This is a genomic window from Prevotella sp. Rep29, assembly GCF_019551475.1.
Lineage (GTDB): Bacteria > Bacteroidota > Bacteroidia > Bacteroidales > Bacteroidaceae > Prevotella.
Genome location: NZ_CP047159.1, coordinates 745,502 through 771,437, shown reverse-complemented (window position 1 = coordinate 771,437; position 25,936 = coordinate 745,502). Strand labels below are relative to the sequence as shown.

General features: G+C 47.5%; 24 protein-coding genes and 1 tRNA gene. 10 read left to right on the top strand and 15 right to left on the bottom strand.

Annotation, left to right across the window (positions count from 1 at the left end; genetic code table 11):
* Positions 1–20 precede the first annotated feature (20 nt).
* The 7 genes from GRF55_RS03275 to GRF55_RS03245 all read right to left on the bottom strand — a co-directional run bounded on the left by GRF55_RS03275 (position 21) and on the right by GRF55_RS03245 (position 7,350).
* Positions 21–356 carry a heavy-metal-associated domain-containing protein gene (locus tag GRF55_RS03275; RefSeq protein WP_370626743.1) on the bottom strand — a complete coding sequence of 112 codons (336 nt, stop codon included), beginning with the start codon at positions 354–356 and terminating at the stop codon, positions 21–23.
* Positions 357–384: 28 nt separating this feature from the next.
* Positions 385–2,400: a TonB-dependent siderophore receptor gene (locus GRF55_RS03270; protein WP_220369127.1), complete on the bottom strand. Its 2,016-nt coding sequence runs from the start codon at positions 2,398–2,400 to the stop codon at positions 385–387.
* Positions 2,401–2,410: 10 nt separating this feature from the next.
* Positions 2,411–3,181: a tRNA (guanosine(46)-N7)-methyltransferase TrmB gene (gene trmB / locus GRF55_RS03265; protein WP_220369126.1), complete on the bottom strand. Its 771-nt coding sequence runs from the start codon at positions 3,179–3,181 to the stop codon at positions 2,411–2,413.
* Positions 3,182–3,297: 116 nt separating this feature from the next.
* On the bottom strand, positions 3,298–4,320 hold the full coding sequence (locus GRF55_RS03260) for a branched-chain amino acid aminotransferase (protein ID WP_220369125.1): 1,023 nt from the start codon (positions 4,318–4,320) through the stop codon (positions 3,298–3,300).
* Between the two features lie 126 nt (positions 4,321–4,446).
* Complete coding sequence (xseB, locus tag GRF55_RS03255; protein WP_220369124.1) at positions 4,447–4,641, bottom strand: exodeoxyribonuclease VII small subunit; 195 nt, start codon at positions 4,639–4,641, stop codon at positions 4,447–4,449.
* A gap of 6 nt (positions 4,642–4,647) precedes the next feature.
* Positions 4,648–5,949: an exodeoxyribonuclease VII large subunit gene (xseA, locus tag GRF55_RS03250; protein WP_220369123.1), complete on the bottom strand. Its 1,302-nt coding sequence runs from the start codon at positions 5,947–5,949 to the stop codon at positions 4,648–4,650.
* The gene (locus GRF55_RS03245; protein ID WP_220369122.1) at positions 5,950–7,350 is read right to left on the bottom strand and encodes a S8 family serine peptidase; all 1,401 of its coding nucleotides are present in this window, start codon (positions 7,348–7,350) and stop codon (positions 5,950–5,952) included. It lies immediately after the preceding gene.
* A 199-nt stretch (positions 7,351–7,549) separates the two neighbouring features.
* On the opposite strand from GRF55_RS03245, the gene GRF55_RS03240 reads away from it, so the two are divergent.
* From GRF55_RS03240 to GRF55_RS03230, 3 genes are all read left to right on the top strand, one after another.
* Entirely contained in the window at positions 7,550–8,191 is a 642-nt protein-coding gene (locus tag GRF55_RS03240) for a lactate utilization protein (RefSeq protein ID WP_220369121.1), read from the top strand.
* A 26-nt stretch (positions 8,192–8,217) separates the two neighbouring features.
* A complete protein-coding gene (locus GRF55_RS03235) occupies positions 8,218–10,248 on the top strand; it encodes a DNA topoisomerase 3 (protein ID WP_220369120.1) in 2,031 nt (676 codons plus the stop codon).
* A gap of 75 nt (positions 10,249–10,323) precedes the next feature.
* Positions 10,324–12,417 (top strand): OmpA family protein, encoded by a 2,094-nt coding sequence (locus GRF55_RS03230; protein ID WP_220369119.1) that lies wholly within the window; start codon positions 10,324–10,326, stop codon positions 12,415–12,417.
* 17 nt (positions 12,418–12,434) lie between these two features.
* Here the strand turns inward: GRF55_RS03230 and GRF55_RS03225 are convergent, their stop codons facing one another.
* Both GRF55_RS03225 and GRF55_RS03220 read right to left on the bottom strand, forming a co-directional pair.
* On the bottom strand, positions 12,435–13,604 hold the full coding sequence (locus GRF55_RS03225; RefSeq protein ID WP_220369118.1) for a hypothetical protein: 1,170 nt from the start codon (positions 13,602–13,604) through the stop codon (positions 12,435–12,437).
* On the bottom strand, positions 13,588–14,586 hold the full coding sequence (locus GRF55_RS03220; RefSeq protein WP_220369117.1) for a site-specific DNA-methyltransferase: 999 nt from the start codon (positions 14,584–14,586) through the stop codon (positions 13,588–13,590). The genes GRF55_RS03225 and GRF55_RS03220 overlap by 17 nt, the downstream gene beginning before the upstream one ends.
* Before the next feature lie 922 nt (positions 14,587–15,508).
* On the opposite strand from GRF55_RS03220, the gene GRF55_RS03215 reads away from it, so the two are divergent.
* The 4 genes from GRF55_RS03215 (at position 15,509) to GRF55_RS03200 (ending at position 19,075) form a co-directional block, all read left to right on the top strand.
* The gene (locus tag GRF55_RS03215) at positions 15,509–16,912 is read left to right on the top strand and encodes an RsmB/NOP family class I SAM-dependent RNA methyltransferase (RefSeq protein WP_220369116.1); all 1,404 of its coding nucleotides are present in this window, start codon (positions 15,509–15,511) and stop codon (positions 16,910–16,912) included.
* Entirely contained in the window at positions 16,909–17,703 is a 795-nt protein-coding gene (locus GRF55_RS03210; protein ID WP_220369115.1) for a thymidylate synthase, read from the top strand. Before GRF55_RS03215 ends, GRF55_RS03210 begins: the two co-directional genes overlap by 4 nt.
* Positions 17,704–17,721: 18 nt before the next feature.
* Positions 17,722–18,216: a dihydrofolate reductase gene (locus GRF55_RS03205; protein WP_220369114.1), complete on the top strand. Its 495-nt coding sequence runs from the start codon at positions 17,722–17,724 to the stop codon at positions 18,214–18,216.
* 151 nt (positions 18,217–18,367) lie between these two features.
* Positions 18,368–19,075, top strand: a complete 708-nt coding sequence (locus GRF55_RS03200; protein WP_220369113.1) for an SDR family NAD(P)-dependent oxidoreductase — start codon at positions 18,368–18,370, stop codon at positions 19,073–19,075.
* 192 nt (positions 19,076–19,267) lie between these two features.
* Here GRF55_RS03200 and GRF55_RS03195 read toward each other — a convergent pair whose 3' ends face one another.
* The 6 genes from GRF55_RS03195 to GRF55_RS03170 all read right to left on the bottom strand — a co-directional run bounded on the left by GRF55_RS03195 (position 19,268) and on the right by GRF55_RS03170 (position 22,533).
* The gene (locus tag GRF55_RS03195) at positions 19,268–19,765 is read right to left on the bottom strand and encodes an Lrp/AsnC family transcriptional regulator (protein WP_220369112.1); all 498 of its coding nucleotides are present in this window, start codon (positions 19,763–19,765) and stop codon (positions 19,268–19,270) included.
* A 99-nt stretch (positions 19,766–19,864) separates the two neighbouring features.
* A complete protein-coding gene (locus tag GRF55_RS03190) occupies positions 19,865–20,317 on the bottom strand; it encodes a biopolymer transporter ExbD (protein WP_220369111.1) in 453 nt (150 codons plus the stop codon).
* A complete protein-coding gene (locus GRF55_RS03185; RefSeq protein WP_255563824.1) occupies positions 20,314–20,910 on the bottom strand; it encodes a biopolymer transporter ExbD in 597 nt (198 codons plus the stop codon). The genes GRF55_RS03190 and GRF55_RS03185 overlap by 4 nt, the downstream gene beginning before the upstream one ends.
* 20 nt (positions 20,911–20,930) lie before the next feature.
* A complete protein-coding gene (locus tag GRF55_RS03180; RefSeq protein ID WP_220369110.1) occupies positions 20,931–21,416 on the bottom strand; it encodes a hypothetical protein in 486 nt (161 codons plus the stop codon).
* Positions 21,416–22,228 (bottom strand): MotA/TolQ/ExbB proton channel family protein, encoded by an 813-nt coding sequence (locus GRF55_RS03175; RefSeq protein ID WP_220369109.1) that lies wholly within the window; start codon positions 22,226–22,228, stop codon positions 21,416–21,418. Before GRF55_RS03175 ends, GRF55_RS03180 begins: the two co-directional genes overlap by 1 nt.
* Positions 22,229–22,445: 217 nt before the next feature.
* A tRNA-Ser gene (locus GRF55_RS03170) sits at positions 22,446–22,533 on the bottom strand.
* 392 nt (positions 22,534–22,925) lie between these two features.
* Here GRF55_RS03170 and GRF55_RS03165 point away from each other — a divergent pair.
* From GRF55_RS03165 to GRF55_RS03155, 3 genes are read left to right on the top strand one after another with little or no spacing between them, the layout of a single operon-like run.
* Positions 22,926–23,669, top strand: a complete 744-nt coding sequence (locus GRF55_RS03165) for a hypothetical protein (RefSeq protein ID WP_220369108.1) — start codon at positions 22,926–22,928, stop codon at positions 23,667–23,669.
* Complete coding sequence (locus GRF55_RS03160; protein ID WP_370626754.1) at positions 23,666–25,546, top strand: leucine-rich repeat protein; 1,881 nt, start codon at positions 23,666–23,668, stop codon at positions 25,544–25,546. The genes GRF55_RS03165 and GRF55_RS03160 overlap by 4 nt, the downstream gene beginning before the upstream one ends.
* Positions 25,543–25,764, top strand: a complete 222-nt coding sequence (locus GRF55_RS03155) for a hypothetical protein (RefSeq protein WP_220369106.1) — start codon at positions 25,543–25,545, stop codon at positions 25,762–25,764. Before GRF55_RS03160 ends, GRF55_RS03155 begins: the two co-directional genes overlap by 4 nt.
* Positions 25,765–25,936: the final 172 nt, after the last annotated feature.

Here is a 25,936-nt window from a genome sequence, read left to right as displayed (position 1 = left end):
GATATATATAATAATGTGTATCAATCGTGTTTTTCGCAAGAAGCGTCGGAGGCGGTCTCCTGCTTACATACTGCCTTCACTTCCTTTGCATCGTAGCCTATCTTCTCAAAGCCCCGCTGCAGTTTCTCGACCGAAGTCTTGTCGGCATCGTAGGTGACGACCACCTGCTGTTTCTCGATATTGGTCTCTATGTTCTTCACCCCTTTCTCAAAACGCAGGTTGCCCTTGATCTTGTTCTCACAACTCTCGCAATGCATCTGCGGACTCGTCGTGAAGACCACAGTCTTTATGTCCTTTGCCATACCGCATGTCGCAGTGAACATCATGGCAATTATCAACATGGTCTGTTTCATCATTTATTCTTTTATGTGTTTGATAATAATGTTATAATCTCCCAATATTAACTCTGATGCCCGCATAGAACATCGCTCCCATGACCGGTCCCCATATCATCGTGGGCTCAAACGTCTTCGCCCAGGGGTCGGCGGCTCCGATGATGGGATGCTTCTGCTTGAAGTTGGTCAGGTTCTCACCACCCACATAGACCGAGAAATGGCGGAACCAGCGTGTCACCTGCGCATTCAGGACTGCGTATGCACCGAAAGAACGGCTCCACGACAGCTCTCCGCTGCCCGTCGTATATGGCTCCGGCATCCGTCCACCTCCGTTCAACTGGCAGGTCACATCCGCCTGCCACAGCCCCAACGGTGTCTTATACGATGCGCTGAGAAGTGCCTTATAGCGGCTGTTCAACGGCTTTTCACGCAACTGCCCGCCATAGACGGCTTTCACGAAATTGCGCCGATAAGCCGCCAAGAGGGTCATCCCTTTGAAGAGTTCGTAAGACGCATCTATCTGAAGCGTGTGTGAATAGGATTTCCCCTCCTTGTTCCTAATATACAGTTCCAGCGGATTCTCGTCATAATCAATCAGTGTCTGCTCCATGAAGTGCGTATAGTAATACTCTGCATTCAACCTGAGCGTCTTGCTGAACAGCGGGATGTTCCATGCCGTTGACACGCCATAGTTCCATGCCTCCTCCTGCTTCAGTTGGTCGTCGATAATCAGTGAGCGTCCGCTTGTCAGAAGGAAGTTGTTTTCCGCCAACGCATGAACCGTCCGATAGCCCTTTCCGGCACTCAGACGAAGGCTGAACAAGTCCGACGGACTATACTTCAAGTGCATGCGGGGAGTCCAGAACGTCCCGTAAACACTGCTGTGATCAACCCGTATTCCTGCCATCAGGGTCAGCCATGTTCCTTCGTTGAAGGTGTACTGGACGTAGGCTCCGGGCGTTGTTTCTATTTCTTTCGGCAACGGCGCACCCACAGACGGCTCCGTATGGTTGTAGAGGTGCTGTGCCAGATGATCATGATTGAGGCTTATGCCCGAAGACAAGTTGTGGTGTCCAGCAATGTTCGTCTCATATATCAGCGACATATAGGCGTTTTTCTGCCTGACATCATAGCGCTTGTGCCCATAGGAAGCGTCCAGTTCATGCTGCGATGCGGAAGCCATTAGGGCAATGTTTCCGCCCGTCTCCTTGTTCAAGACGAACGCATGTTTCATATAAGCCTCATAGCGGTCGGTCTCCATGCCGATGCGGTAACGATTGTTGTGATGCTTCGTCTGTCCGCCGTTGCGCTTTTCCTTCATGATTCCGACACCGGCATGCATGATATAGCGGTCGCCCATGTACGCCCATCGGTTTTGCAGATGCCACTGCCTCACTTTCGGTTGGTCAATCAACCCATCATGGTTGCTGTCATGGTCTCCCCATTCGTTTTCGTAGTGCCCCAACAGTTCCGTACTCAGATGTTTATTGAAATGATAGTTGCCGTCGATGTTGGCTTCCACACGCCCCTGAGTGTTGCCAAAGAGGTTGACGGTCAGCCCCTGCTCGTCTTCCGGTTGCAGGTATTGCACATTGATTTGTCCCGTGATGGATTCATATCCGTTCTTCACCGACGAGCATCCTTTCGATACCTGGATGCTTTTCATCCAGGGTCCCGGCACATATCCGAGTGCGTAAGGCATGGCTGCTCCGCGGAAGTTGGGCATGTTTTCCGTCAGCATCTGCACATAGGTGCCGGCAAGTCCTAAGAGTTTGATTTGCTTTGCTCCCGTCGTGGCATCACTGTAATTGACATCGACCGACGGATTGGTCACGAAACTTTCGCCCAGGTTGCAGCATGCCGCCTTGAACAACTCATCACGGGTAATCAGCTGTCCGTTTACCGCCCCACTGACCCGTCGCGTTCCCTGTCGCCGTGAGACGACCGTCACGTCATCCAACTCGTGGGTCTTCATCGGCGCAACGCTGTCCGTTTCCGTCTGCGCCATCAACAATGAAGGACAGAACAAACTGAAAAGTAAATAATATTTCCACTTCTTTTTCATACGGTCTCAACTATTTTGCGACATCCAACGAACTGCGTTTCGTTCGCTTATAACTCCGATAATCGTCGAGCGGAATCTCCACGTCGCTCTCTTCCAGCCGCCCCACATGCGGCAAACGGAAACGCATGTACTTGATGTTCAGCCCTCGCGAAATCCATTGCTGCTCATAGTAGGTCTGGATGGTGAGCAAGGGCGAGCCGACGATTGTTGCCGGCGTATCGTGATACAAATCTTTCGTGCTGACTTCGATGGGCAGTTGGTTCTTTTCTGCCATCAGCTGCGTATAGGTGAACAGGAAATCGCTGTCGGTCTTCAGGTGAATCAGACCGTTGTCTGTCAGGAAACGGCGGTATCTTTCCATGAAGTAGGTGCTGGACAGGCGTTTGCGGGGATTCTTCATCTGCGGGTCACTGAATGTCAGCCAGATTTCCTGCACCTCCCCCTCGCTGAAGAAGCGGTCGATAAATTCGATGTTCGTGCGGAGGAACGCCACATTTTCCAGCCCTTCATCCAAAGCTTCTTTTGCACCTTTGTGCATGCGGGCTCCCTTGATGTCAACCCCGATGAAGTTCATATCGGGAAAGAGGCGTGCCAGTCCCACCGTGTATTCGCCCTTTCCGCATCCTAATTCAAGGACGACAGGATGGTCATTATGGAAATATTCTTCCCGCCATCGTCCTTTCAGCGGGAAGGGAGTGTTCTCAATGACCGCATAGGGATACTGAAAGACGTTTCTGAACGTCTCCATCTCAGCGAATTTCTGCAGTTTTCCTTTACCCATAATTTTGTAAAAAACGGTTGCCACACTACTATTTACCTATTGACGGCAACCTCCTTTATAGTCAACAATATCCCCTCCACAACTTGGTGTGAAGGGGATATCCATGTATTGAAAAATTACTCTTTAATCACAGTGGTCCATCCGTGCTTGTCCTCTTCAGTACCGTACTGAATGCCACGGAGCAGGTCGTAGAGCTTCTTGGAGATAGGTCCGGGCTCTCCCGTCTTCGAAATGGTGTAACGGTGGTCGTTCTCCAAATCGTCGATATAGGATATCGGACTGATGACTGCTGCCGTTCCGCAAGCGCCTGCCTCCTCGAAGGTTGACAGTTCTTCTTCGGGAATCGGACGACGCTCCACTTTCATGCCCAAGTCCTCTGCCAACTGCATCAAGCTGCGGTTGGTGATACTCGGAAGAATGGAGTCAGACTTAGGTGTGATGTATGTATTGTCTTTGATACCAAAGAAGTTGGCAGCACCACACTCATCCATATATTTCTTCTCTTTCGCATCCAGATAGAACTCTGCCGCATAGCCTTTATCGTGTGCAAACTTGCTTGCGAGCATCGAAGCGGCGTAGTTTCCACCCACTTTGTAACGTCCGGTTCCCAACGGTGCCGCACGGTCATACTGACGGGTGATGACGTATGGGTTGCACTTGAATCCGCCTTTGAAGTAAGGTCCTACCGGTGTGACGAAGATGAGGAAGCAGAATTCGTCGGCAGACTTCACGCCCACCTGAGCTCCCGTACCAATGAGCAGCGGACGCAGATAGAGCGTTGCTCCCGTCTCGTATGGAGGAATCCAGTCTTCGTTCAGCAGAACAACCTTCTTACACATCTCAGCGAAGAGCTCTGTAGGAACTTCTGCCATGAGGAGTCCGCGTGCTGTCTGCTGCAGACGCTCTGCATTGGCATCTACACGGAACAGGCGCACTTTCCCGTCTTTTCCGCGATAGGCTTTCAAACCTTCAAAACCTTCCTGTCCGTAGTGAAGACAAGTGGCTGCAATTGACATGTTGATGTTCGGGTCTGAGCTGACTTCAATCTCTCCCCACTTCCCGTTGCGATAATAGCAACGAACGTTGTAATCTGCCTGCACATAGCCGAACGGCAGATTAGCCCAATCTAAGTTTTTCATTTTTCGTTGTATTTTTAAGTGTTATCATAGATTATTTCAAAACGAATTGCATCGTATGAGCAGACAAAAGTAGTAAGTTTATCGCGAACTCGCAACTATTTTTCTATAAAAAACCTGAATAAACATCTATTTTCCCTGTTCTTCGAGCAGTTTCCTGATTTCCTCATCGGTCTTTGTCAGCTTATCCTTGCATAACTTGATGAGTTCCTGCGCTTTCTTCAACTGTTCTGCCAGCGAATCAATATCCAACTCATCATTTTCCATCTTGCGGACAATATCTTCCAATTGCCGCATGGCTTCCTCATATTTCATTTGTTTCATTGTTTTTTAAGATTTCGTTACTACTGATTTGATGGTTCCTTTTTCCATCGTTGTCTCTATCTCATCGCCTGCTTTCAACTGTTCCGGACTTCGCACGACACGCCCGTTACTCCGCGTAATGGAATAACCTCTCTGCAAGAGTTTCTCCGGATTCACGGCATCCACCCGATGTTCCAACAACTCCATGCGATGGTTCTCTTGCAGCATCCTGCGTTCAAGCACACCGCGCATAGTGGCTGCAAGGAGGTCGAGATTGCCGCGCTGACTGGTCAGACATGCAGCAGTCTGCCTGGGGAGCAACTCGACGAGTCGCCCGAGACGGGCATGCTGGGCAGTCAGGAATGCAGCCAACTGCTTGGGAAGCAGCTCTATGAGCCGGTCTATGCGCAGACGTTCTTTCTGCAGACGGTCGGTCACGCAACGGATAACATCATCTTCTGCTTCCACAATAAGGCTGTACACATCCTGAAGATGTTCTATCAGGAAGGCTGCCGCTGCTGTCGGGGTCTTCACTCGTGTGTGGGAAACCATGTCCAGCACGCTCTCGTCCCTGTCGTGACCGATACCCGTAATGACCGGCAAAGGGAAGTTGGCAACATTCTCTGCCAGGGCGAGTGTATCGAAGCCGCTCAAGTCGCTGGTGGAACCGCCACCTCGGATAATCACGACGCAGTCGAAATCCTCTCTCCTTTCATTGATTTCATTGAGGGCGGCGATGACCGTCTGCTCCACCTGTTCGCCCTGCATCACGGCAGAGAATAGTTCCACGGCAAACTTGAAACCTTGTTTATTTTCCGACAATTGCTTGCAAAAGTCGCCGTATCCTGCTGCCGAATCGCTGGATATCACGGCAATGCGCTGTGCAAAAAGTGGCAATTCAAGCTCTTTGTTGAGGTCGAACACCCCTTCTTCTTTCAACCGACGGATGATTTCCTGCCGACGACGCGCCATATCTCCGAGCGTGTAGGTCGGGTCAATATCCGTCACAATCCACGAAAACCCGAAATTCTCGTGAAACTGGGGATACACTTGCAGGAGAACTTTCAGTCCGCCTCGTAATGTCTGCCCCGTCTCACGCTCAAAATGGGGCTTCAACAATGCCCATGTAGAGCGCCAGCACCGTGCCGAAGCACGGGCAATCGGTGTATTCGAACCGTCCTCTTTCTGAATCAACTCCATGTAGCAGTGTCCACCCGATTCATGTGCAGATGCCAGTTCAGCCTCCACCCAGTATTCGTCGGTCACATACTCCTCAATGGCTTCGCGCACCAATGAGTTCAGTTCAAAAAGAGAAAGCGCACGATTCATTTATTTCTTATTCTGTTCGTATGCCTTCCAGAAGTCGGGAATTCCATATCCGAAGATATTGTCGGGCGTCTCATAGTTGTCGGCACTCCGACGGATGATGTCGATTATCTCGTGCGCCGTCTTGTCGGGCAGTGCCTGCCAGAGGCAAGCCACCATTCCGCAGAGCACGGGCGAAGCAAAAGAAGTGCCGCTGGCAGTGGTGATGATGCCTCGTCCGCTGATGACGGCTGCGGGATTGCCAAGCGACATCACATCGGGTTTCACACGTCCGTCAGCCGTATTGCCTACGGAACTGAACGTGGCATTCTTCTTCATCGGTGTCAGTGCGCCAACCGTCAAGATATGGTCTGCGTCTGACGGGAAGTTAATCTTTTTCCATGTGCTCGCTCCCGAGTTTCCTGCACTGTTTGCCAAGACCATCCCTTTGTCGGCAAGCATCGATGCCGTCCGCGAGATGAGGGCTGTCTTTCCGTTGAGGTCACGGTATTTGTGGTTCATCGACTTGTCGTCATACCCCACATATCCGAGTGACGAATTGATGACATCGGCTCCCACCGAGTCGGCAAACTCCACTGCCATCGCCCAGAAATCTTCCTCGCACAGACTCTCGTAAAAGCCTACTTCGCTGCGGATAAGCCAATAGGATGCCTCGGGTGCTGTGCCGATAAACATATCGGGAAGGTTGGTGCCCATGCACGACAACACTTTCGTGCCATGGTCTCCCTCTGCAAAGATTGATTCCACACGCGGATAACCACAATCGCACGAACCTAAAATCGTCGTATTTTTGAAACCTTCCACCTTATCGGCATTCATAAAGCCGCCGTCGAGAATGGCAATCACCATTCCTTTGCCTCTGAAACCTGCTTCATGGAGGGGCTTACCGTTGATGATATCAATGGACTTCTCGCCTACTCCATAGACGCTTTCCGGTGTCTTCTCGGCACGTTTCAACTCAGGAACGACATATTCACGCTTCTGCGCACGCATCGAATCGGGCGATGCCCAGATTTTCTTCACGTCCGACACAAACGACAACTGCTTCAGTTCCTCTGCCTGCAACGTGTCTTTCACGCTGACCACGACCGTATTGTTCCACTTGCTCGTGCCCACAATCCCCGCACCTGTGGCAGCAATCTTCTTCACATATTTCGGCGATACGGGCAGGTCGCTCTCGGTCACCGAGATATGCTGACGCTTACGGCGGTCGATGGCACGCTGGGAGAGAAATGCCTGTGGCTTCTTCACACTGAACGGAGTGCCTTTCTTATCCGTCAGGGTTAAACGATAGAGATAATGCTTCCCACCGGGGATGGCTACTTTCACTCGTTTTTCTGCCGATTGGGCATGCGCTACGGTTCCCAAACAGAGAACAAACAAAAATACGATGGCTTTTTTCATACTTATATATATTATTAAATGTGTAACTTCTACATACCGCTTCCAGTTGCCTGTCCTGTTCTTTCTGGCACCTCGTCTGCAATTGTGTACAAAGGTAAACAAAAATATCGAGCGGGCAAAAAAGGAAAGAAAAATATTTCTCTCCGCCTACACGGCATTTTTGTGGAATTTTAGTTATCTTTGCACAAAAATAAAAACGATGAATCAACCAAAGGACATTCGCAACAGGAAGTTGGCGGAGCAACTTATCCGCCATCTTGAGATGCGCCATTTCGAGGCACACTATTGCCCGGACACGGCGACGATGAAAGAAAAAGTACGCGCACTGATACCTGCAGGGAGTTCCATTTCGTGGGGTGGTTCGATGAGTATCCGCGACACGGGTCTCACTACGGAACTGAAAGCGTCGGGAGAATATCAGATTTACGACCGTGAAGATGCGCAGACACAAGAGGAGAAAATCAACATCTATCGCAAGAGTTTCGAATGCGACTTCTACCTTTCCAGCGTGAATGCTATCAGCGAGGATGGCGTCATCGTCAACATCGACGGCAACGGCAACCGCGTGGCAGCCATCACATGGGGACCGAAGCGGGTGATTTTCATTGTCGGCATGAACAAGGTGGCAAGGGATGTTGACGCAGCATGGACACGTGCCCGCTCAACGGCTGCTCCCATCAATGCCGCACGGTTCGACATCAACACGCCTTGCCAGAAAGATGGCATTTGTCACAGCTGCCATTCGCCGCAAAGCATCTGCAACCAGGTGCACTTCCTACGCAACTCCTATCCCGAGAAACGCCACGTCGTCATCCTTGTGGGCGAGGACTTAGGGTATTGATTCATTCAAAAAATCGTTATTCAAAGATGATTGTTTGTATTGCAGAAAAGCCCAGTGTGGCAAAAGATATTGCACGCATTATCGGAGCCAATCAGTCGAAAGACGGCTACATGGAGGGCAACGGCTTTCAGGTGACATGGACGTTCGGTCATCTCTGTGAACTGAAAATGCCCGAAGACTACGCTCCCCAATGGAAATCATGGCGACAGGAATACCTGCCGATGATTCCGCCGCGCTTCGGCATCAGACTCAAGGACGACAAGGGTGTGAAGAAGCAGTTTGACGTGATTCAACGACTGATGAGCAAAGCCGAGCGCATCATCAACTGCGGCGATGCCGGACAGGAGGGCGAACTCATCCAACGCTGGGTGATGCAAAAGGCTGGAGCGAAATGTCCCGTCAGCCGACTTTGGATATCATCGATGACCGACGAAGCCATACGCGAAGGATTTGAGAACCTGAAAGACCAACAGGAATATCACCAACTATACATGGCAGGACTCTCACGCGCTATCGGCGATTGGCTGCTCGGCATCAATGCCACGCGACTCTACACCATCAAATACGGGCAACCGGGACACCCGCTGAGCATCGGACGCGTGCAGACGCCGACGCTTGCACTCATCGTGAAACGGCAACAAGAAATAGAACAATTCAAACCGGAGCCCTACTGGGTGCTTTCCACTATATACCGCGACACCACCTTCACCGCAACAAAAGGACGATTCACCAACAAGGAAGAAGGCGAGAAATCGTTTGAACTCATCAAAGACAAACCGTTTGAAATCACGAAGGTGGAAAAGAAGAACGGCAAGGAAGCGCCACCCCACCTCTACGACCTCACATCGCTGCAGGTGGACTGCAACCGCAAGTTCGGAATGAGTGCCGAAGTAACCCTCAACACCATACAGGCGCTCTACGAACGGAAACTGACCACCTATCCGCGTGTCGATACACAGTTTCTCAGCGAAGACGTATATGCCAAGTGCCCCGCAATCCTCAACGGCTTGTACCAGGCGAAATTTGCCGGCGAAGCACCCTACGCAGCCTTCATCAAGCCCCTCGGTGCGAAGAAACTTCCGAAAAGCAAGAAGGTGTTCGACAACAGCAAGGTGACCGACCACCACGCCATCATCCCCACAGGCGTACCGCCGACTGCGCTATCTGACCTTGAGCGCAAAGTCTATGACCTCATAGCACGACGGTTCATCAGCGTGTTCTATCCCGATTGCAAATTCGCAACGACCACCGTACAGGGAAAAGTGGACAAGGTGGAGTTCAAGGTGACGGGAAAGGAAATACTCGACCCGGGATGGAGAGCACTCTATCAGAAAACAGAGAAAAGCGACACGGAGGAGGAGAACAAAGACGACGAGGAGCGCACGCTGCCATCATTCGAAAAGGGAGAGAGCGGACCGCATCAGCCGACACTCACCGAGAAGATGACCACACCGCCCAAACCCTACACCGAAGCGACACTGCTCAGGGCGATGGAAACGGCTGGAAAACTGGTGGACAACGAGGAGTTGCGCGCTGCCATGAAAGAGAACGGCATCGGACGGCCATCGACCCGGGCTGCCATCATCGAGACTCTCTTTCGCCGTCACTACATCCGAAAGGAACGCAAGAACCTCATCGCCACACCGACCGGCATCGAACTCATCGGAACCATACGCGACGAATTGCTCAAAAGCCCTGAACTGACGGGCATCTGGGAGAAGAAACTGCGTGACATTGAACATAAAAAGTATGATGCCGCACAGTTCATCGACGAACTCAAACAACAAATCAACGACATCGTCAGACAGGTGCTGACCGACAGAAACGACAAGCGCATCACCATCACGACCGACGAGGACTTGAAAAAACTGAAAAAAGTCCGACGCACGACGACGAAAGCCACTGCCGCCACAGCCAAAAAGACAGAAGGGGCTGCTCCCGTCGAGGGCACCACTTGTCCAGTGTGCAAGCAGGGAACCGTCATCAAAGGGAAGACAGCCTACGGATGCTCGCGGTGGAAAGAAGGCTGCAACTATCGGGTGCCGTTCAAGTCTTAGCCCCCTCTTCGTCCTGACATCCTACAATAAAACGACGATTCATGCGTTTAAGAATAAGTAAACGCTACGACAAAGATGTTTCAAAAGAGCTGCAAACGGTATTTGTATTTCATACTCATCATGATGCTTCTCGCCTCCTGCGGAATAGACAAAAACCTCAGGAACGGAGAGAAACATCTGGCACTCGGCGAATACCACGAGGCAGCCAACCAGTTCAAACAGGCATACTCAAAGACTCCTGCCAAGGAGCGCGACAACCGGGGCATACGAGCCGCCAAACTGGCGTTCTGCTACGACAAAATCAATGCCACGCAAAAAGCCATCGCAGCCTATCGCAACGTCATCCGATATAAAAAGGACGATGTGCAAACACACCTGCGGCTCGGTCACCAACTACTGAAAAACGGCAACTACAAAGAGGCTGAGAAAGAGTTCATCTTCGTGCTCGACTCCATGCCCGACGACCCATTGGCTAAAAGCGGACTGCTGTCTGCACGGCAGGCTGCCACATGGAAAGAGGATGGCTCACGCTATACGGTCAAACGGATGGAGGTGTTCAACTCCCGACGGGCAGACTACTCACCCATGCTCTTAGGCAATCCCGCCGACCAACTCTATTTCACCTCCACACGCAACGATGCCATGGGCGATGAAAACAGCCTCATCACCGGAGCAAAAGCCGGTGACATCTTCGTCTCCACAAAAGACGACAAAGGGCAGTGGAGCAGACCGCAGGCAGTGTCTGGCGGACTGAACTCCGCCTACGACGAGGGGGCATGCTGCTTCTCTACCGACAACCGCGAGATGTATCTCACACAATGCAAGACGGATCCCGCATCGCCACGCTTCGCAGAAATCGTCGTATCCAACCGCGCAGATGCCACATGGGGCAAGCCGACCGAACTCAAAATCACCGGCGACACGCTCTCCAGCTACGCACACCCCGCCATATCGCCCGACGGACTATGGCTTTATTTCACCTCCGACATGCCGGGAGGACTGGGCGGACTCGACATCTGGCGGGTACGAATCACGCCTGCCGGACTCGGCGGCGTGGAGAACCTCGGACCATCCATCAACACAACCGGCGACGAATGTTTCCCGACGTTCCGCCCCAACGGCGACCTCTACTTCTCCAGCAACGGGCATCCCGGCATGGGCGGACTCGACATCTACATCGCAACGCCAGTGAAGGACGTTGACGAAGAAGGAAAAGTCATCATCCGCTACCAGCTGGACCACCCCGGATATCCGCTCAACTCCTCTGCCGACGATTTCGGAATGACGTTCGACGGACCGTACAACCGCGGATTCTTCTGCTCCAACCGCAACGACGGACGCGGATGGGAACACATCTATTCGTTTGAAAACCCCGAAGTCATACAGACCATCAAAGGGTGGGTCTATGAGCTGGAAGGCTACGAACTGCCCGCCGCACAGGTATATATCGTAGGAAACGACGGAACGAACACGAAACTCAGCGTGCGCAGCGACGGCTCGTTCCTATACACCGTCAAGCCCGGCGTTGACTACATCCTGCTCGCTTCCTGCCGCGGATATCTCAACCACCAACAGCAGCTCCACGTCAACACGGCTGAAGAGTCGGAGGAATACGTGCTGCAGTTCCCGCTTGCAAACATCGGCGTGCCCGTGCTCATCGACAACATCTTCTACGATTTCGACAAAGCGACACTGCGACCCGAATCCACAGAAGCACTCGACCAACTCGTCAAGCTGCTCAACGAGAATCCGAACATCACCATCGAACTGGCTGCCCATTGCGACTACAAGGGCTCCGAGCAATACAACCTGCGGCTGTCACAACGACGGGCAGAGAGCGTCGTGCAATACCTCATCAGAAAAGGCATCGCCCCGGAACGCCTCACACCGAAGGGCTACGGAAAGGAACGGCCAAAAACCATCCGCAAGAAGCAAGCCTCACGATACCCGTGGCTCAAAGAAGGCGACATCCTCACGCAGGAATACATCAGCAATCTGGATGCCGACAAGCAGGAGATAGCCAACCAAATCAACCGACGGACAGAATTCTCCGTCCTCAGAACGACCTACGGACTGTTCGACAAAGACGGTAAACTGAAAAACCCACCGAAACCCAAGACCAAACAAAAGGAAAACCTCGAAGAAGAAGACATCTACTTCGACTTTTGAAATGTAAGATTACTGTTTTATCGACTTAACAATTTTTTTATAAATTCCATTGCCACTTTTATATCTATTTTATTTTTGAAATCGGTAATTTTAAGCATTTTATCTATTGCCGTTCCTTGAAACTGTGACACCCCTCGGCTTTCCCTTCCTGCCCAATGATATTGTAATATTGTACTATCTATAAGCTCTTTATGATAAACGGAACAAAGTAAAGTTTTGAATATTTGATGTTCGTCTATACCAATAAAAAAGAACATGAAAACACTTCGTGAATCTGCCATTTGTTTTAAGAACTTATCTATATTGTATGCTTTAGGATTAGAATTTAAATAAATAACTTTTGTTTTTATATCTGTATATGTATCTGCATTACTAAATTCAACATGATAATCACCCAAACCATTCTTTGTATCATATGAAGGTAAAGCATTTTCTAATTCTTTCAGATTTTTTATCAAGAATATTCTTTCCTCATCATTTGAAGTTATTAGACTTTCTATCAAACGTCCTCGTATATTCGTATTCTCAATATGTGATGCTATTAATATTTCATTACGACACTTGTTACAACGATTATTTAGATCATCTTCAAGAATTTTATAGTTTGCTGATTGTACAAAAATTTTAGCTCTTTTTATGGAATCATAAATAATACATTCTTCTGAATATGTTGGTGTGAATTTTTTACCAACTCCTTTTATATCCGACGTAGCATCAACCAAACGCCTTAAATTGTCTTCCCAATCAAGACCTTGATGTACGGCAAACAAATAATCAAAATTGTCGGGTGCATTTATTGTTCCATCGAATTCTCTCATTATATCAGAACCATTAAAACTCCCTCTTATATTAGTCATACTAAGTTCATGTGAACTATGACTAATTTTCTTTAAAAATGTTGTGTTTGCCAATAATATTAAGTTATCTGCATCTCGTCGTACCAACACTACAAAAAAAGGAATCTTGTCATATTTTTCTAATGCCGATAATGAAAGTACTGTATTTGAGAAAGAATCTGAAGCAGATTTAGAGTAACTAAATCTAACAGCAAAATATTGATTATGATATACTTTTCTATCTTTAACAAAATTATATTTCCGATTCGCAGCATTTTCAACTATCATTTTGTCATGCTTGGGTGCTTCTTTTACAATAAAATGCACGAAATCTTTACACACCGTATTCATCGTTTTCAAATTTTATTTTTAACATCTCATCATTTTGAGTCTTTTTCTGTTCATTCAAAGAGTTTCTCTCCCAAAACACACCATCAAAATAGCCTTGTATTGATGGATTTTTTAGAGAATTAATCAATCTCTTTATTGTCCAAAGGCAATACTCGCGATTAATCTCTATACCAAAGAAATGGCGTTCTAATTTTCGAGCTACAACTGCAGTAGTTCCACTTCCCAAAAAAGGATCAAAAATCTTATCTCCTTTTTTTGATGATGCTAAAATCAACTTTGCATAAAGTTTTTCTGGCTTTTGAGTTGGATGATCAGTGTTCTCTGGCATTGACCAAAATGGAATACTAATATCATCCCAAAAATTAGATGGATAAGTCAAACGAAAATTTCCCGAACATGTTTGTTCCCAATCTTTTGGTTTTCCGTTTTCTTTATACGGAGCAATAACTTTACGCTTCATCATTACTGAAGCTACATCAAAATAATACTTTTTGGGATTTTTTACGGCAAACCATATATCTTCCATCCCATTTTTCCAATTACTCTTAGCCCCTCTACCTTTTTCCCTTTGCCATGTTATTCTATTTATAACAGTTAATTTTTCTTCAATAATGCGTTGCATAGATGATGTACATTTCCAATCCCCACACATATAAAGGGTTCCATCATCTTTCAATTTATCACAAATCTTATAAAACCAACTTCGTAAATAATCTTCATAATCAGAAGATTTCATAGAAGTAAATTTGCAACCATGAAAATCTTTATCAAGATTATAGGGAGGGTCTATAATAATAAGGTCAAAATAATTATTGGGTATATAATCAATACTTTCAAAAATATCTGCATTTACAATAGAATCATCTTCAAATCCTCTTTGTAAATCATTAATACTTTTGATAAATGTTTCCAATACAGGTCTTTCATGTGGTAAAATCATCAAAGTCCTGTTTCTTTTAGCCCGTTGTTTACTCTTGTTCATAAAAAATTGATAGTTGTTAATACTACGCATCCAACTATCAATCACGCCAAGACGCAAAAAGGGCGTGATGCTCTTATTGCGTTCAGCAAGAGGTGGGCCTAGGAATATTGGAACCTCTGACAATCACAAGAAACATCACGCTTTTCACGTGTTGCTATGCTATTATGATTGTACAGAGATGCCAAATGGCTCACCTGTCACATATTATTCCGTGCTTGTTATTCCAATTGAAGTTTCCTAGGCTTTCTTGGCTGAACGCGAAATAATAGCGAATGCTTTTTCTTTATCGGGAATTTCTCCTCCCGATAACATCTGCAAAGCTACACAAAATTATTGAAAAAACACCGCTCTTACGGTAAAAATCAAAGAAATTTGTGGCTTCTCTCAACTTGAAAGTTGGCGCAAATCCAACAAATACGGAAAGAAAAGAAATGATGAAGTTCAACTCTTCGAAAGCAAATTCAGTGAATTTACTCATCAAATTCAGTGAAATTGGTGACCAAATTCACTGAATTTGGTTGAAGAAGCCTAAAGGCGATGGTCATGAAGCCGTTCATCTGGATAACTTACTCACGCTCGACAATAAAAATAAAATCAGGCTTTTATTTTGTATTTTTCGCTGTCGCTCAACAACTCGTGTTCTGCTTAATCGTAACTTTGACTGGCGTCCAAGTTAGGCAGCGTCTCGGAAAGAAAATGCAAACGAGGGCAAAGAAAGTTTACTTTCAATTTGCCGAGTGCAGCTTTTCTTATGAAAGAAAAAATAAATGAATTCTGAAGATTTTGTCCGATTAAGGACAAAATCGTGTTCTTCTCTCAACTTGCACTAACTTTCCATAAGTTACTCACGCTCGACAATAAAAATAAAATCAAGCTTTTATTTTGTATTGTTCTCGCTTAATCGTAACTTTGTGGCGAAAAGATGAAACTCCCGGAGGATTTTGAAAGGCAGATGCAGGATTTGCTCGGAACCCAGCGCTATGAGACGTTTAAGGATGCGCTGGGACAGATGCCGCCTGTCAGCATACGGCGAAACCCTCTGAAGACTACGACAAACGGGAGGGACGGGGAAGAGACGGTGCCTTGGTGCCCGAACGGCGTGTATCTGAATGAACGCCCGAACTTCACATTCGACCCGCTGCTGCATGCCGGCTGCTACTATGTGCAGGAGGCGTCGTCGATGTTTATCGACCAGGTGCTGCGCCAATACGCCAACAAGCCACTGACAATGCTCGACCTGTGTGCCGCACCGGGAGGAAAGTCAACCGCCGCACGGGCGGCACTGCCCGCCGGAAGCCTGCTTTTCTGCAACGAACCGATGCACAACCGGGCACAGATTCTCGTTGAGAACATACAGAAATTCGGTGCAACGGACGTCATCGTCACCAACAACTATCCGAAGGACTACCGCAAGGCGGGCATCACGTTCGACATCATTCTCTGCGACGTGCCTTGCTCCGGAGAAGGGATGTTCCGCAAGGACGAGGGGGCTGTGGCGGAATGGAGCCTTCAGAAGACGGACAACTGCCAGCGGCTGCAACGGGAAATCGTCGGCGACGCATGGGAATGTCTGGCTGAAAACGGACTGCTCATCTACTCCACCTGCACGTTCAACACCCGAGAAAACGAGGAAAACATCCGGTGGATATGCAGCGAAACGGGCGCTGAAGTCCTGCCGGTACAGACCGAAGACGGCTGGAACATCACCGGCTCGCTGCTCAAAGGGTTCGACAAACCGGTTTACCGATTCATACCCGGATGGACAAGGGGGGAAGGGCTGTTCATGGCTGTGCTCAGAAAAGGAGCCGCAACACACGAAAAGCAGGAACAAGGGAACAAGAAAAAACAAGGAAAACAGAAGGGGAAGAACGGCGACTTGCCCGCCCACAACATTCCCATACTGAGGAAAGAGGACTTCGACATCACACAACGGGGAAACGACATTTATGCCATTCCCGCTGCATGGCGAAACGAATACGACACGGCAAGCCGACTGCTGAAAGTGATGCATGCCGGTATCAAGGTGGGAACGCTCAAGGGAAAGGACATGGTGCCCGACCAGTCGCTGGCACTCTCCTGCGCACTCGACCGCGAAGCGTTTCCGAACGTGAGCCTGGACTATGCCGAAGCCATCGGCTATCTGCGGAAAGAAGCGGTAACACTCCCACCCGACACGCCCTGCGGAATCGTGCTGCTAACCTACGGCGGGCACCCCATCGGATTCGCAAAAAACATCGGGCGGCGAGCCAACAACCTCTATCCGCAGGAATGGAGAATAAGAAGTACGCACATACCTGACGAAAAAACAATCACTCAACTGATATGAAACAGTATTTAGACCTATTGAACCGCATCATGACGGAAGGCATCGAGAAGACCGACCGCACGGGCACCGGCACGAAGAGCGTGTTCGGACACCAAATGAGATTTCATCTGGATGACGGCTTTCCGCTGCTCACGACCAAAAAGCTGCACCTGAAAAGCATCATCTACGAACTGCTCTGGTTCCTACAGGGAGACACCAACGTGAAGTACCTGCAGGAACACGGCGTGAGGATATGGAACGAATGGGCTGACGAGAACGGCGAACTGGGACCCGTCTATGGGCATCAATGGCGCTCATGGCCCGACTATCAGGGCGGCACCATCGACCAGATACAGAACGTGCTGGACCTGATAAAAAACCATCCCGACTCGCGAAGGATGATTGTGAGTGCATGGAACGTGGCTGAAGTGGAGAAAATGGCGCTCCCACCGTGCCACACGATGTTTCAGTTCTATGTGGCTGACGGACGGTTGAGCCTGCAACTCTACCAAAGAAGCGCCGACACGTTTCTCGGCGTGCCGTTCAACATCGCATCATACGCCCTGCTGCTCATGATGATGGCGCAAGTGACCGGGCTCAAACCCGGAGACTTCATCCACACGACGGGCGACACCCATCTCTACCTGAACCACATGGAACAGGTGAAGCTGCAGCTCACACGCACACCGCGACCGCTGCCCACGATGCGAATCAACCCTGACGTGAAGTCGCTGTTCGACTTCCGCTACGAAGATTTCTCACTGGAAAACTACGACCCCTATCCGCATATCGCAGGAGAGGTTGCCGTATAAACACAAACCGACTGCCCTATGAAAATCAACATCATCGCCGCCGTTGCACGCAATCGTGCCATCGGTTTCCAGAACAAACTCATTTACTGGCTGCCCAACGACCTCAAACGCTTCAAGGAACTGACCAGCGGACATACCATCGTGATGGGACGGCGCACGTTCGAATCACTGCCAAAGGGCGCACTGCCCAACCGACGCAACATCGTGCTCAGCCGCACGGTCAAAGAGTTGCCGGGATGCGACTGCTATCCGTCGCTCAAAATCGCGTTGAATCATTGCGCCGACGATGAAGAAATCTATATCATCGGCGGACAAAGTGTGTATGAACAAGCCATGAAACATGCCGACAGGCTGCTGCTGACGGAAATCGACGACGAACCGGAAAACGCTGACGCCTTCTTCCCTCCTTACGAGGACTGGAAGGAAGTGACACGCGAAGCACACGATACTGACGAGAAACACCAGTACCGATATGCTTTCGTGGACTACATACGCAAAGAAGAGAAACAATAGGAAGCCGCACACCTCGGCAGATACCGTTACCTATTACCGCTGATCCTGTCAACAATTTTTACAGTTCGGCGATAATAATCAGAAAAATGTGTATCTTTGTCCGCGTGAAACCAATAATAAACAAATCACAAAAAGTAACTCAAAAAATAGCATGAACAAAACAGCATTGATTACTGGTGCCAACAAGGGCATCGGATTTGGAATAGCCAAACATTTAGGGCTGAGTGGATGGACCATCATCATCGGAGCACGAGACCAAGAACGGGCAGAACAAGCCATCGACCAACTTAAAGCGCTCGACATTGACGTCGCGGGCTGGGTAAACATTGAACTCAAAGATGGAGAAAGCATCAAAAGAGCTGCCGACGACATCAACAAAAAACATCCGCAACTCTCGCTGCTGATAAACAACGCAGGCATACCCGGCGACATGAGCGTTGACAGTCAGCAGACGCAGCTCAGCGACATCGAAGAGACCCTTCAGGTAAACTTTGTCGGCACATTCCTGCTTACAAAAGCCATGATGCCGCTGCTGGAGAAAAATAACGGAAGAATCATCAACATCACAGTACCTTCTGAAATCAGTCCCTATTGGCACCCATTGGCTTACGTCACAAGCAAAGCGGCACAAAACGCAATGATGGGTGTCATGGCAATCGAATGCCAGCAAAAAGACAAAAACCTAGAAATCTTTTCAGTACATCCCGGACCAACGACCACCGACCTTAATGGCAATATGAGCCTGCCCGGATTCCACGATATTGACACCGTGGGCAAAAAAACGGCTGAACTCATCAACGACGGGAAAAAGCATCAGGGCGAATTCATTGAACTCTACCCTATCGTAAAAGAAGACTGAAGCCACTCCTGACCTTCATCGCCAGTCATTGCTCCCCACAATCAAGACGAAATGAAACCGAATGAGTAGGGGCGACATGATGGAGATGCTGCCATACGAAAATAGCAGCATGGGATTATATTCCGCAAAATCATCGTTTGCCCTTACCCCTCAAAGCTAAAACTTTCCCGGAAACTTAGAAGCGGCAGGTGACTATTTCTTTTCCACCCGAAGCAGTTTGTTGCTCTTCATTTCACTGACGGGCAACATGCGTGAGAAAACTGTGTCGTACGAGATAATCGTCTCTGTGCGAGCCAATCCCAACGGCTGAATCTTCTCGTGAAGAATCTTAAGCAGATGCAAATTGTCTTCTGCGTAGATCTTGATAAACATGTCATAGTCACCTGTCGTGAAATGACATTCCACCACTTCAGGAATTTTCTTCAATCCATCTACGGCATCCTTGAAATTCTCGGGATTCTTCAAGAACAAACCCATGTACGCACAAGTCTCATAACCCACCTTTGCCGGGTCAATCAAATACTGCGAACCTTTTAAAACACCAAGAGCAGTTAACTTCTGAATGCGCTGATGAATTGCAGCTCCACTTACGTTACACGCCCTTGCCACCTCCAAAAAAGGAACCCGAGCGTCATCAGCAATCATGCGAAGGATCTTTTTATCCAACGAATCTAAATAATGTTGTGCCATAATATTTCTTATAACTTGGCACAAAAATATAAAAAATATTTGAAGTTTGCAACATTCTCACTATTTAATCTTCAAAAGATGTACAAATTTTAACTAAAATCATCTTTTTTCTGACACAGCGGAATAATTGATTCGCAGCGCATTCGCCTGTCGCAAAGCCTGCTTGACATCGGTGATAAGCCCCATATCTGCCTGTCGGTCAGCCTTGATGGAGACCGTCATTTTCCCCACATCTTCAGGCGACATCCGCTTACGTTCCTCAACGATATAATCAACAATATCAGACACTTCCGACAGCTTGTCGTTCAGCTGGACGCGCATTTTCGTATCGGAGCCTCCCACTCCGCGCCCTATATAAATATAGGTGACGGTGGATTTCTTCGTCAGACGGGATAACTCCGTTCCTGCAGGGACTTGATATTTCACTTTCAGTTCCACTTTGCGCATGTGGGTGACTATCATAAAGAAGAACAGCACGGTGAATATCAGGTCGGGCAGCGCTGCCGTGTTCAGACCCGGCACCTGATGGGAAGCACGGCGATAAATGTTCATCGGGCACCTCCTTCCTCCTTGACGTATTCCTCTGATATGCGTTGCGGATAATATTCACGCAAAGCCTCCTGCTCTTTCTCCGAACATTCGACATAGGAACGCCCGAAACGCTGCCGTGCCAAGCGGTTGCGTAACGTTTGATAGGCTGCTACGATTTCGTTCTGAACCGAAAAATAGGTGTCGTATGATGATGTTCTTTCTGCTTTCACCTGGATAATATGCTTGTCGGTCACCATACATTTGCCGAGCAAGGCGATGGTCCGCTCATGTTTTTCGGGCAGCTGGGCGCTGTTTTGCGCATTCTCCACAAAAGTTTCCACCTTACTTTTGAGCGCGCTGATGTCTGTCAGCTCGTCGTTCACTGCCACCTGATTGTTCGCTAAGACATGGATTCTCAACACATTCCGTGCACTCACCTGCCGTTCCGTCACCATCTCTTCGGTCGGTTCTATCGGTGGCAACTGCCGCGAAAGTCCTTTGTCCATATCCATTGAGGTGGTCACCAAAAAGAAAATCAACAGCATGAACGAGATATCGGCTGTAGAAGTCGTGTTCAGCAAAGGAAGTTTTCTTTTCTCACGGCGAATAATCATATCAGACTGCGTTTAACGTATTACCGACGGTGCTTCACGTAATCGTAGAAAATGGCACACAGGGCGACGAGTATCATCACGATGGATGCCGCGACAAACATGCCTGCCACTTTCAACCAAAATGCGTTTTCATAATTCTCTGCGTTGATTCTTATTGCTGACGACGGAGCCAACAGGAATGCTCCCAAAAGCAGAACAACCGTCCCGGCGATGACCAGGAAAGCCGTTTTCCGCACCGGAACCAGATTTTCCGTACCTACATCGCTGCGGCAACGCACATGCTTTGCCACCGACCATAAGGTTACCACGACAGCAACAAAAACGAGCAACAGCATGAACACGAGGAGTGCGTCTGTCAACGCTGGGGCGGAAAATGCCGGATTCTCCTCATACGGACGATGATAGCCCACGAGAAAGAATGCCCCGAACACCACAAGCGTGAGGGCAATCAGCGCATAAAAAACACGCTTGGACGTTCCTACCGACTTCCCTGTCAAAAAAGCCATTATCTATGCTGTTTATATTTCACAATGGCATCAAGCAGCGAGATGGCACTATCCTCCATTTCTGCCGTCAGCCGTTCTATCTTTGTCAAGATATAGTTGTAGAACACCTGCAGAATCAGTGCCACAATAATACCGAATATGGTCGTGATAAGCGCCACCTTCATTCCTGCAGCGACAATAGTCGGACTGATGTCACCGGCGTTCTGAATCTGATCGAACGCCATGACCATGCCGATAACCGTACCAAGGAAACCCAGCGAAGGTGCCATCGCAATGAAAAGCGTAATCCATGAGCAACCTTTCTCAAGGTTGGCTGCCTGTACCGAGCCGTAGGATGCCACCGAACGCTCTATGTCGCCGATATTCTCGTCTATCCGTAACAATCCCTGATAACAGATTGAAGCAACGGGACCGCGCGTTGTTCGGCACAACTCCTTTGCACCCTCAATATCGTCTGCCGCGATTTTTGCATCCACATCCTCCATGAATTTCCGGGAATCTATTTCGGAAAGGGTCAGGTAGATGATCCGTTCAATGCAAAAAGCGAGTCCCAGCACCAACGCCAACGCCACCAGCGACATAAAGCCCGGCGTCCCTTCAATAAACTTGGTTTTCAACGACTTAAAGAGACCGGCGCTCTCTACTGGCGCCACAACCACGCCTTCATCGTCCGCCGATGCGACAGATATGGAATCGTCGTCCACCACCTCAGTAGGCTGTGCGTTAGAAAGCGAATCTTGTGCAAACACGACTACGGACGTGCAAGTCAACAAGAACGCTGTCAGTATAGTATAAAAGAATATCTTTTTCATGATAAATCTAAATTCTGGCTATATATATAATAATGTATATGACTTACCATCTTTGGCTCTGCCTGCGGAGAGAGGCAACCTTTTCGAAGAAAAGCTTTGAATCCCACTCTACCTGCGGAGAGCGACAAACCTTTCGAAGAAAAGCTTTGAATCCCACTCTGCCTGCGGAGAGAGGCAAACCTTTTTCGAAGAAAAGATTTGAATCCCACTCTGCCTGCGGAGAGAGGGGGATTCGAACCCCCGAAACGGTTTCGCCGTTTACACGCTTTCCAGGCGTGCCTCTTCAGCCACTCGAGCATCTCTCCTTGGCGTTTCCGAGGTGCAAAAGTAATCTTTTTATTCCGAATACGTGCAATTCCGCTCATAATTTATATTTATTTTAGAATTAAAAACCGCCACGGGAACGGAATCACCCCAACGCCGAACCACTTCTCATCCCAAAATTGAAAAGGGTTGGCACGCCACAAAATAATCTTGCAAAATAATCAAATAAAAATATGCACTTTTTCTATAAAAGTGTGCAATAATTAAAATGAAATGACTACCTTTGCAGGCGATTTGCGCTTTTGAGGCTCAATAGGACGATAGGAATAGGTTAAAAGTAACGCAATAGGTTCAACGGACCATAGCATGTCTGACCAGCTAAACAGCAAGCAAATAAAAAAAGTAGAATAATAATTTTAATAATAATAAAATCATGAGAAAATTTTTACTATTAATCAGTGTAGCGCTGATGTCGGCAACGGCAATGGCGGATAAAGACACTGAAGGTTACATGTTCAAAGACGCACAAGGCTGCTATTATCTAATTATTAGCGAAACCGAAGTGATGTTAACTGGTGTACTGAATCAAAATGATGTTACGGAATACACGATTCCAGAAACAGTTACTCACCCTGACGGGAAAACATTTACAGTAGCATCAATCGCTACGAATTATCGTAGTGTGACTACTGCATCAGGGAAGAGTAGTAAATTGGTGGCATCAAACCCAACTGATGCCCAAAAGGAAATGAATGGCGTAAGTCAGCTTCAACAATTCATGACACCATTTTATTATATGAAAAAGTTGGAGAGACTAATTATCCCCAAAACAGTTAAAGATATCACAACTGCAGGTTATTATTGGACAACTGGAGGAAACAAAACATCTCTTTCTGAAAATAGCTGCAATATCTTATATAATAGGGGCAATAGCGATTTTCCTAAACAAGTTGAAATAATTATAGATGCCGATAATCCCTATTTAGAAAAAGTGGACGATGTTATTTTTACAGAAGATGGTAAAAAGTTATTGTTGTATCCCACAACAAATACACGAACATCATACACCGTGCCTGAGGGTGTAGAGGAAATAGAGCATGCTGCCTTCACGAGAAGTTCTCAATCACATGTCGATTTTCTTGAGAAAGTCGTTTTGCCCTCTACGATAAAAAAATAGATGATTATGCTTTCGCCTTCAATGAAAAACTTAATGATATCAATTTCCCAGAAGGTTTTACCCATATCGGAAATTCTGCTTTCCGAGATACAAAAAGTTTAAGAAACATATCATTACCATCAACTCTGACTTATATAGGTGCGTATGGATTTAATTATTCGGGACTTGCTTCAGTTAATGTACCTGGTGGCGTGAAAACCATCCAAATAAGTACTTTTTCACATTGTAAAGAAATGGAAAGTGTTGTTTTGAATCCTGGAACGGAAACCATATCGGAATCTGCTTTCATGGATACTCCCAAAATGACTTCCATGACTTTGCCTGAAGGTCTAAAATCAATAGGGTCATTTGCAATAGCAGGCTGTACGATGTTGCCGAATTTAACGTTACCTTCAACGTTAGAGACGATATGGAACTATACTTTCATGTTTAATACCAATATGACATCCATCAACATCCCAACCAGTTTGAACAAAATTGGAAAGGGTATTTTCACAGCATGTCCTAATCTGGAAACAATTACCGTTGATTCAAACAACAAACGCTATACGCTCGATAACGATGGCGGAAAACTCGACAAGGGTGTGCTCTATGGCAACTCAGGAAGCAATGGAGAAATGGACGAATTGGTGTTCTTTATTCCAAAGAACAAAATAGGTGCCGACAACAAGACGATGATTAAACAATGGATTATACCTAACTCTGTTAAGAAAATCTGCGCTGGAAGTATGGGTGAGCATTACATAGAGAGTCTGGTATTGTCTTCTGAATTACAGACAATAGAAGAATTGGCTTTTTATAGGGATCAATCATCATCACTGGCTCCTAAAGGAAGTAACCTTGAAACCATTGCTACAGAATACTATAAACTAAGAGAATTGACCATTCCTGCGAAAGTGAGTAGTGTACATGCTTCTGCTTTTTTACAGACATATGGAATAAATAAGAGGACATTTATAAAAAATATTTTCTTCATGGGCGCCCCAACGATTGCCCTTACAGAAGTTAAGACAATGCAATCAAATGGTTCTAATATTACTATGAGGACCGATAACTGGAAATACAATCTCACGAACGATGACTTGGCAATTTATGTAAAGCCGAGTTTGATAGACGATGCTAAATTTACTGATCTGAAATCAAAAGCCAAAACCTTTTCTGCAGAAATTCCCCTCCGCGATGCGCAGGTGGGAGAAAACAAGGTTTCTTCCATGTGCCGCGACTTCGATATGGACTTCTCGAACGCTACAGGCGTTTCCGCATACATCGCTACAAGCTATGATGCTTCTGTCAACGAAGGAGCAGGTGGTTACAAAATGCAGAAGGTGAACTATGTGCCTTCGAGAACAGGAACAGAAAATGACGAATATCATGGTGTCATCATCCGCATGGAAGACCCCTCTGCTGTAGTTACCTACCGCATCGGTGAGAACGACTATAACAGCGACAGCCCACAGGTGGCATTCAAAGACGCATCGGACGCCAACGTGGAAACCACAGCCAACCGATTGGTGGGCGTAGTAGTCAACAGTCATGTGCAAGGCACTGAAGACGGACTACAAACATGGGGACTCTCCAGCGGCAAATGGCAGCGCATTGTAAACACAGGAAAACTGACACCTTACAACCGCGCTTATCTGAAACCAACCGCCAGCGAGACAGACAGCATGACTGGAAAGGGTGGACAGAATGCAAAAATCGCCATGAGCTTTGTGGACGATGACAACGAAACAACTGGCATCAAAAACGTCGGCAACAACAATGTCGAAAATACAGAGAGCGACCACTGGTACACCATCAGCGGACAGCGCCTCTACGGCACACCAACAGAAAAAGGTATTTACATTCATAACGGCAAAAAGGAGATTATCAGATGATACGCAAAGAATATATACAACCCATGGCGGAAGTCGTTCGCCTAAACGTTAGTGAAAACATTACGGAAGACAACCTGCCTGTGGGCTCCAATACGGTTGACTCAAGTGAGATTGAAGGCAAAGAGAACATCTTTGAAGACGAAGGAGACGGAGGCTGGCATAGCTTCACTTCATGGAGCGCTTCAAACAGTTTCGATGACTTTGACAAAAACGAATAGGGTCATTCTAAATGACTTTATATTTTACTTTTATTATTTTATTATTAGGAAACTCCTTCTGTTGTGAAACGGAAGGAGTTTTTTTGCACTTTTTCTACTAAAGTGTGCAATAATTAAAATGAAATGCTTACCTTTGCACCACGAAAAACATAATCTATACATCTTAATACAA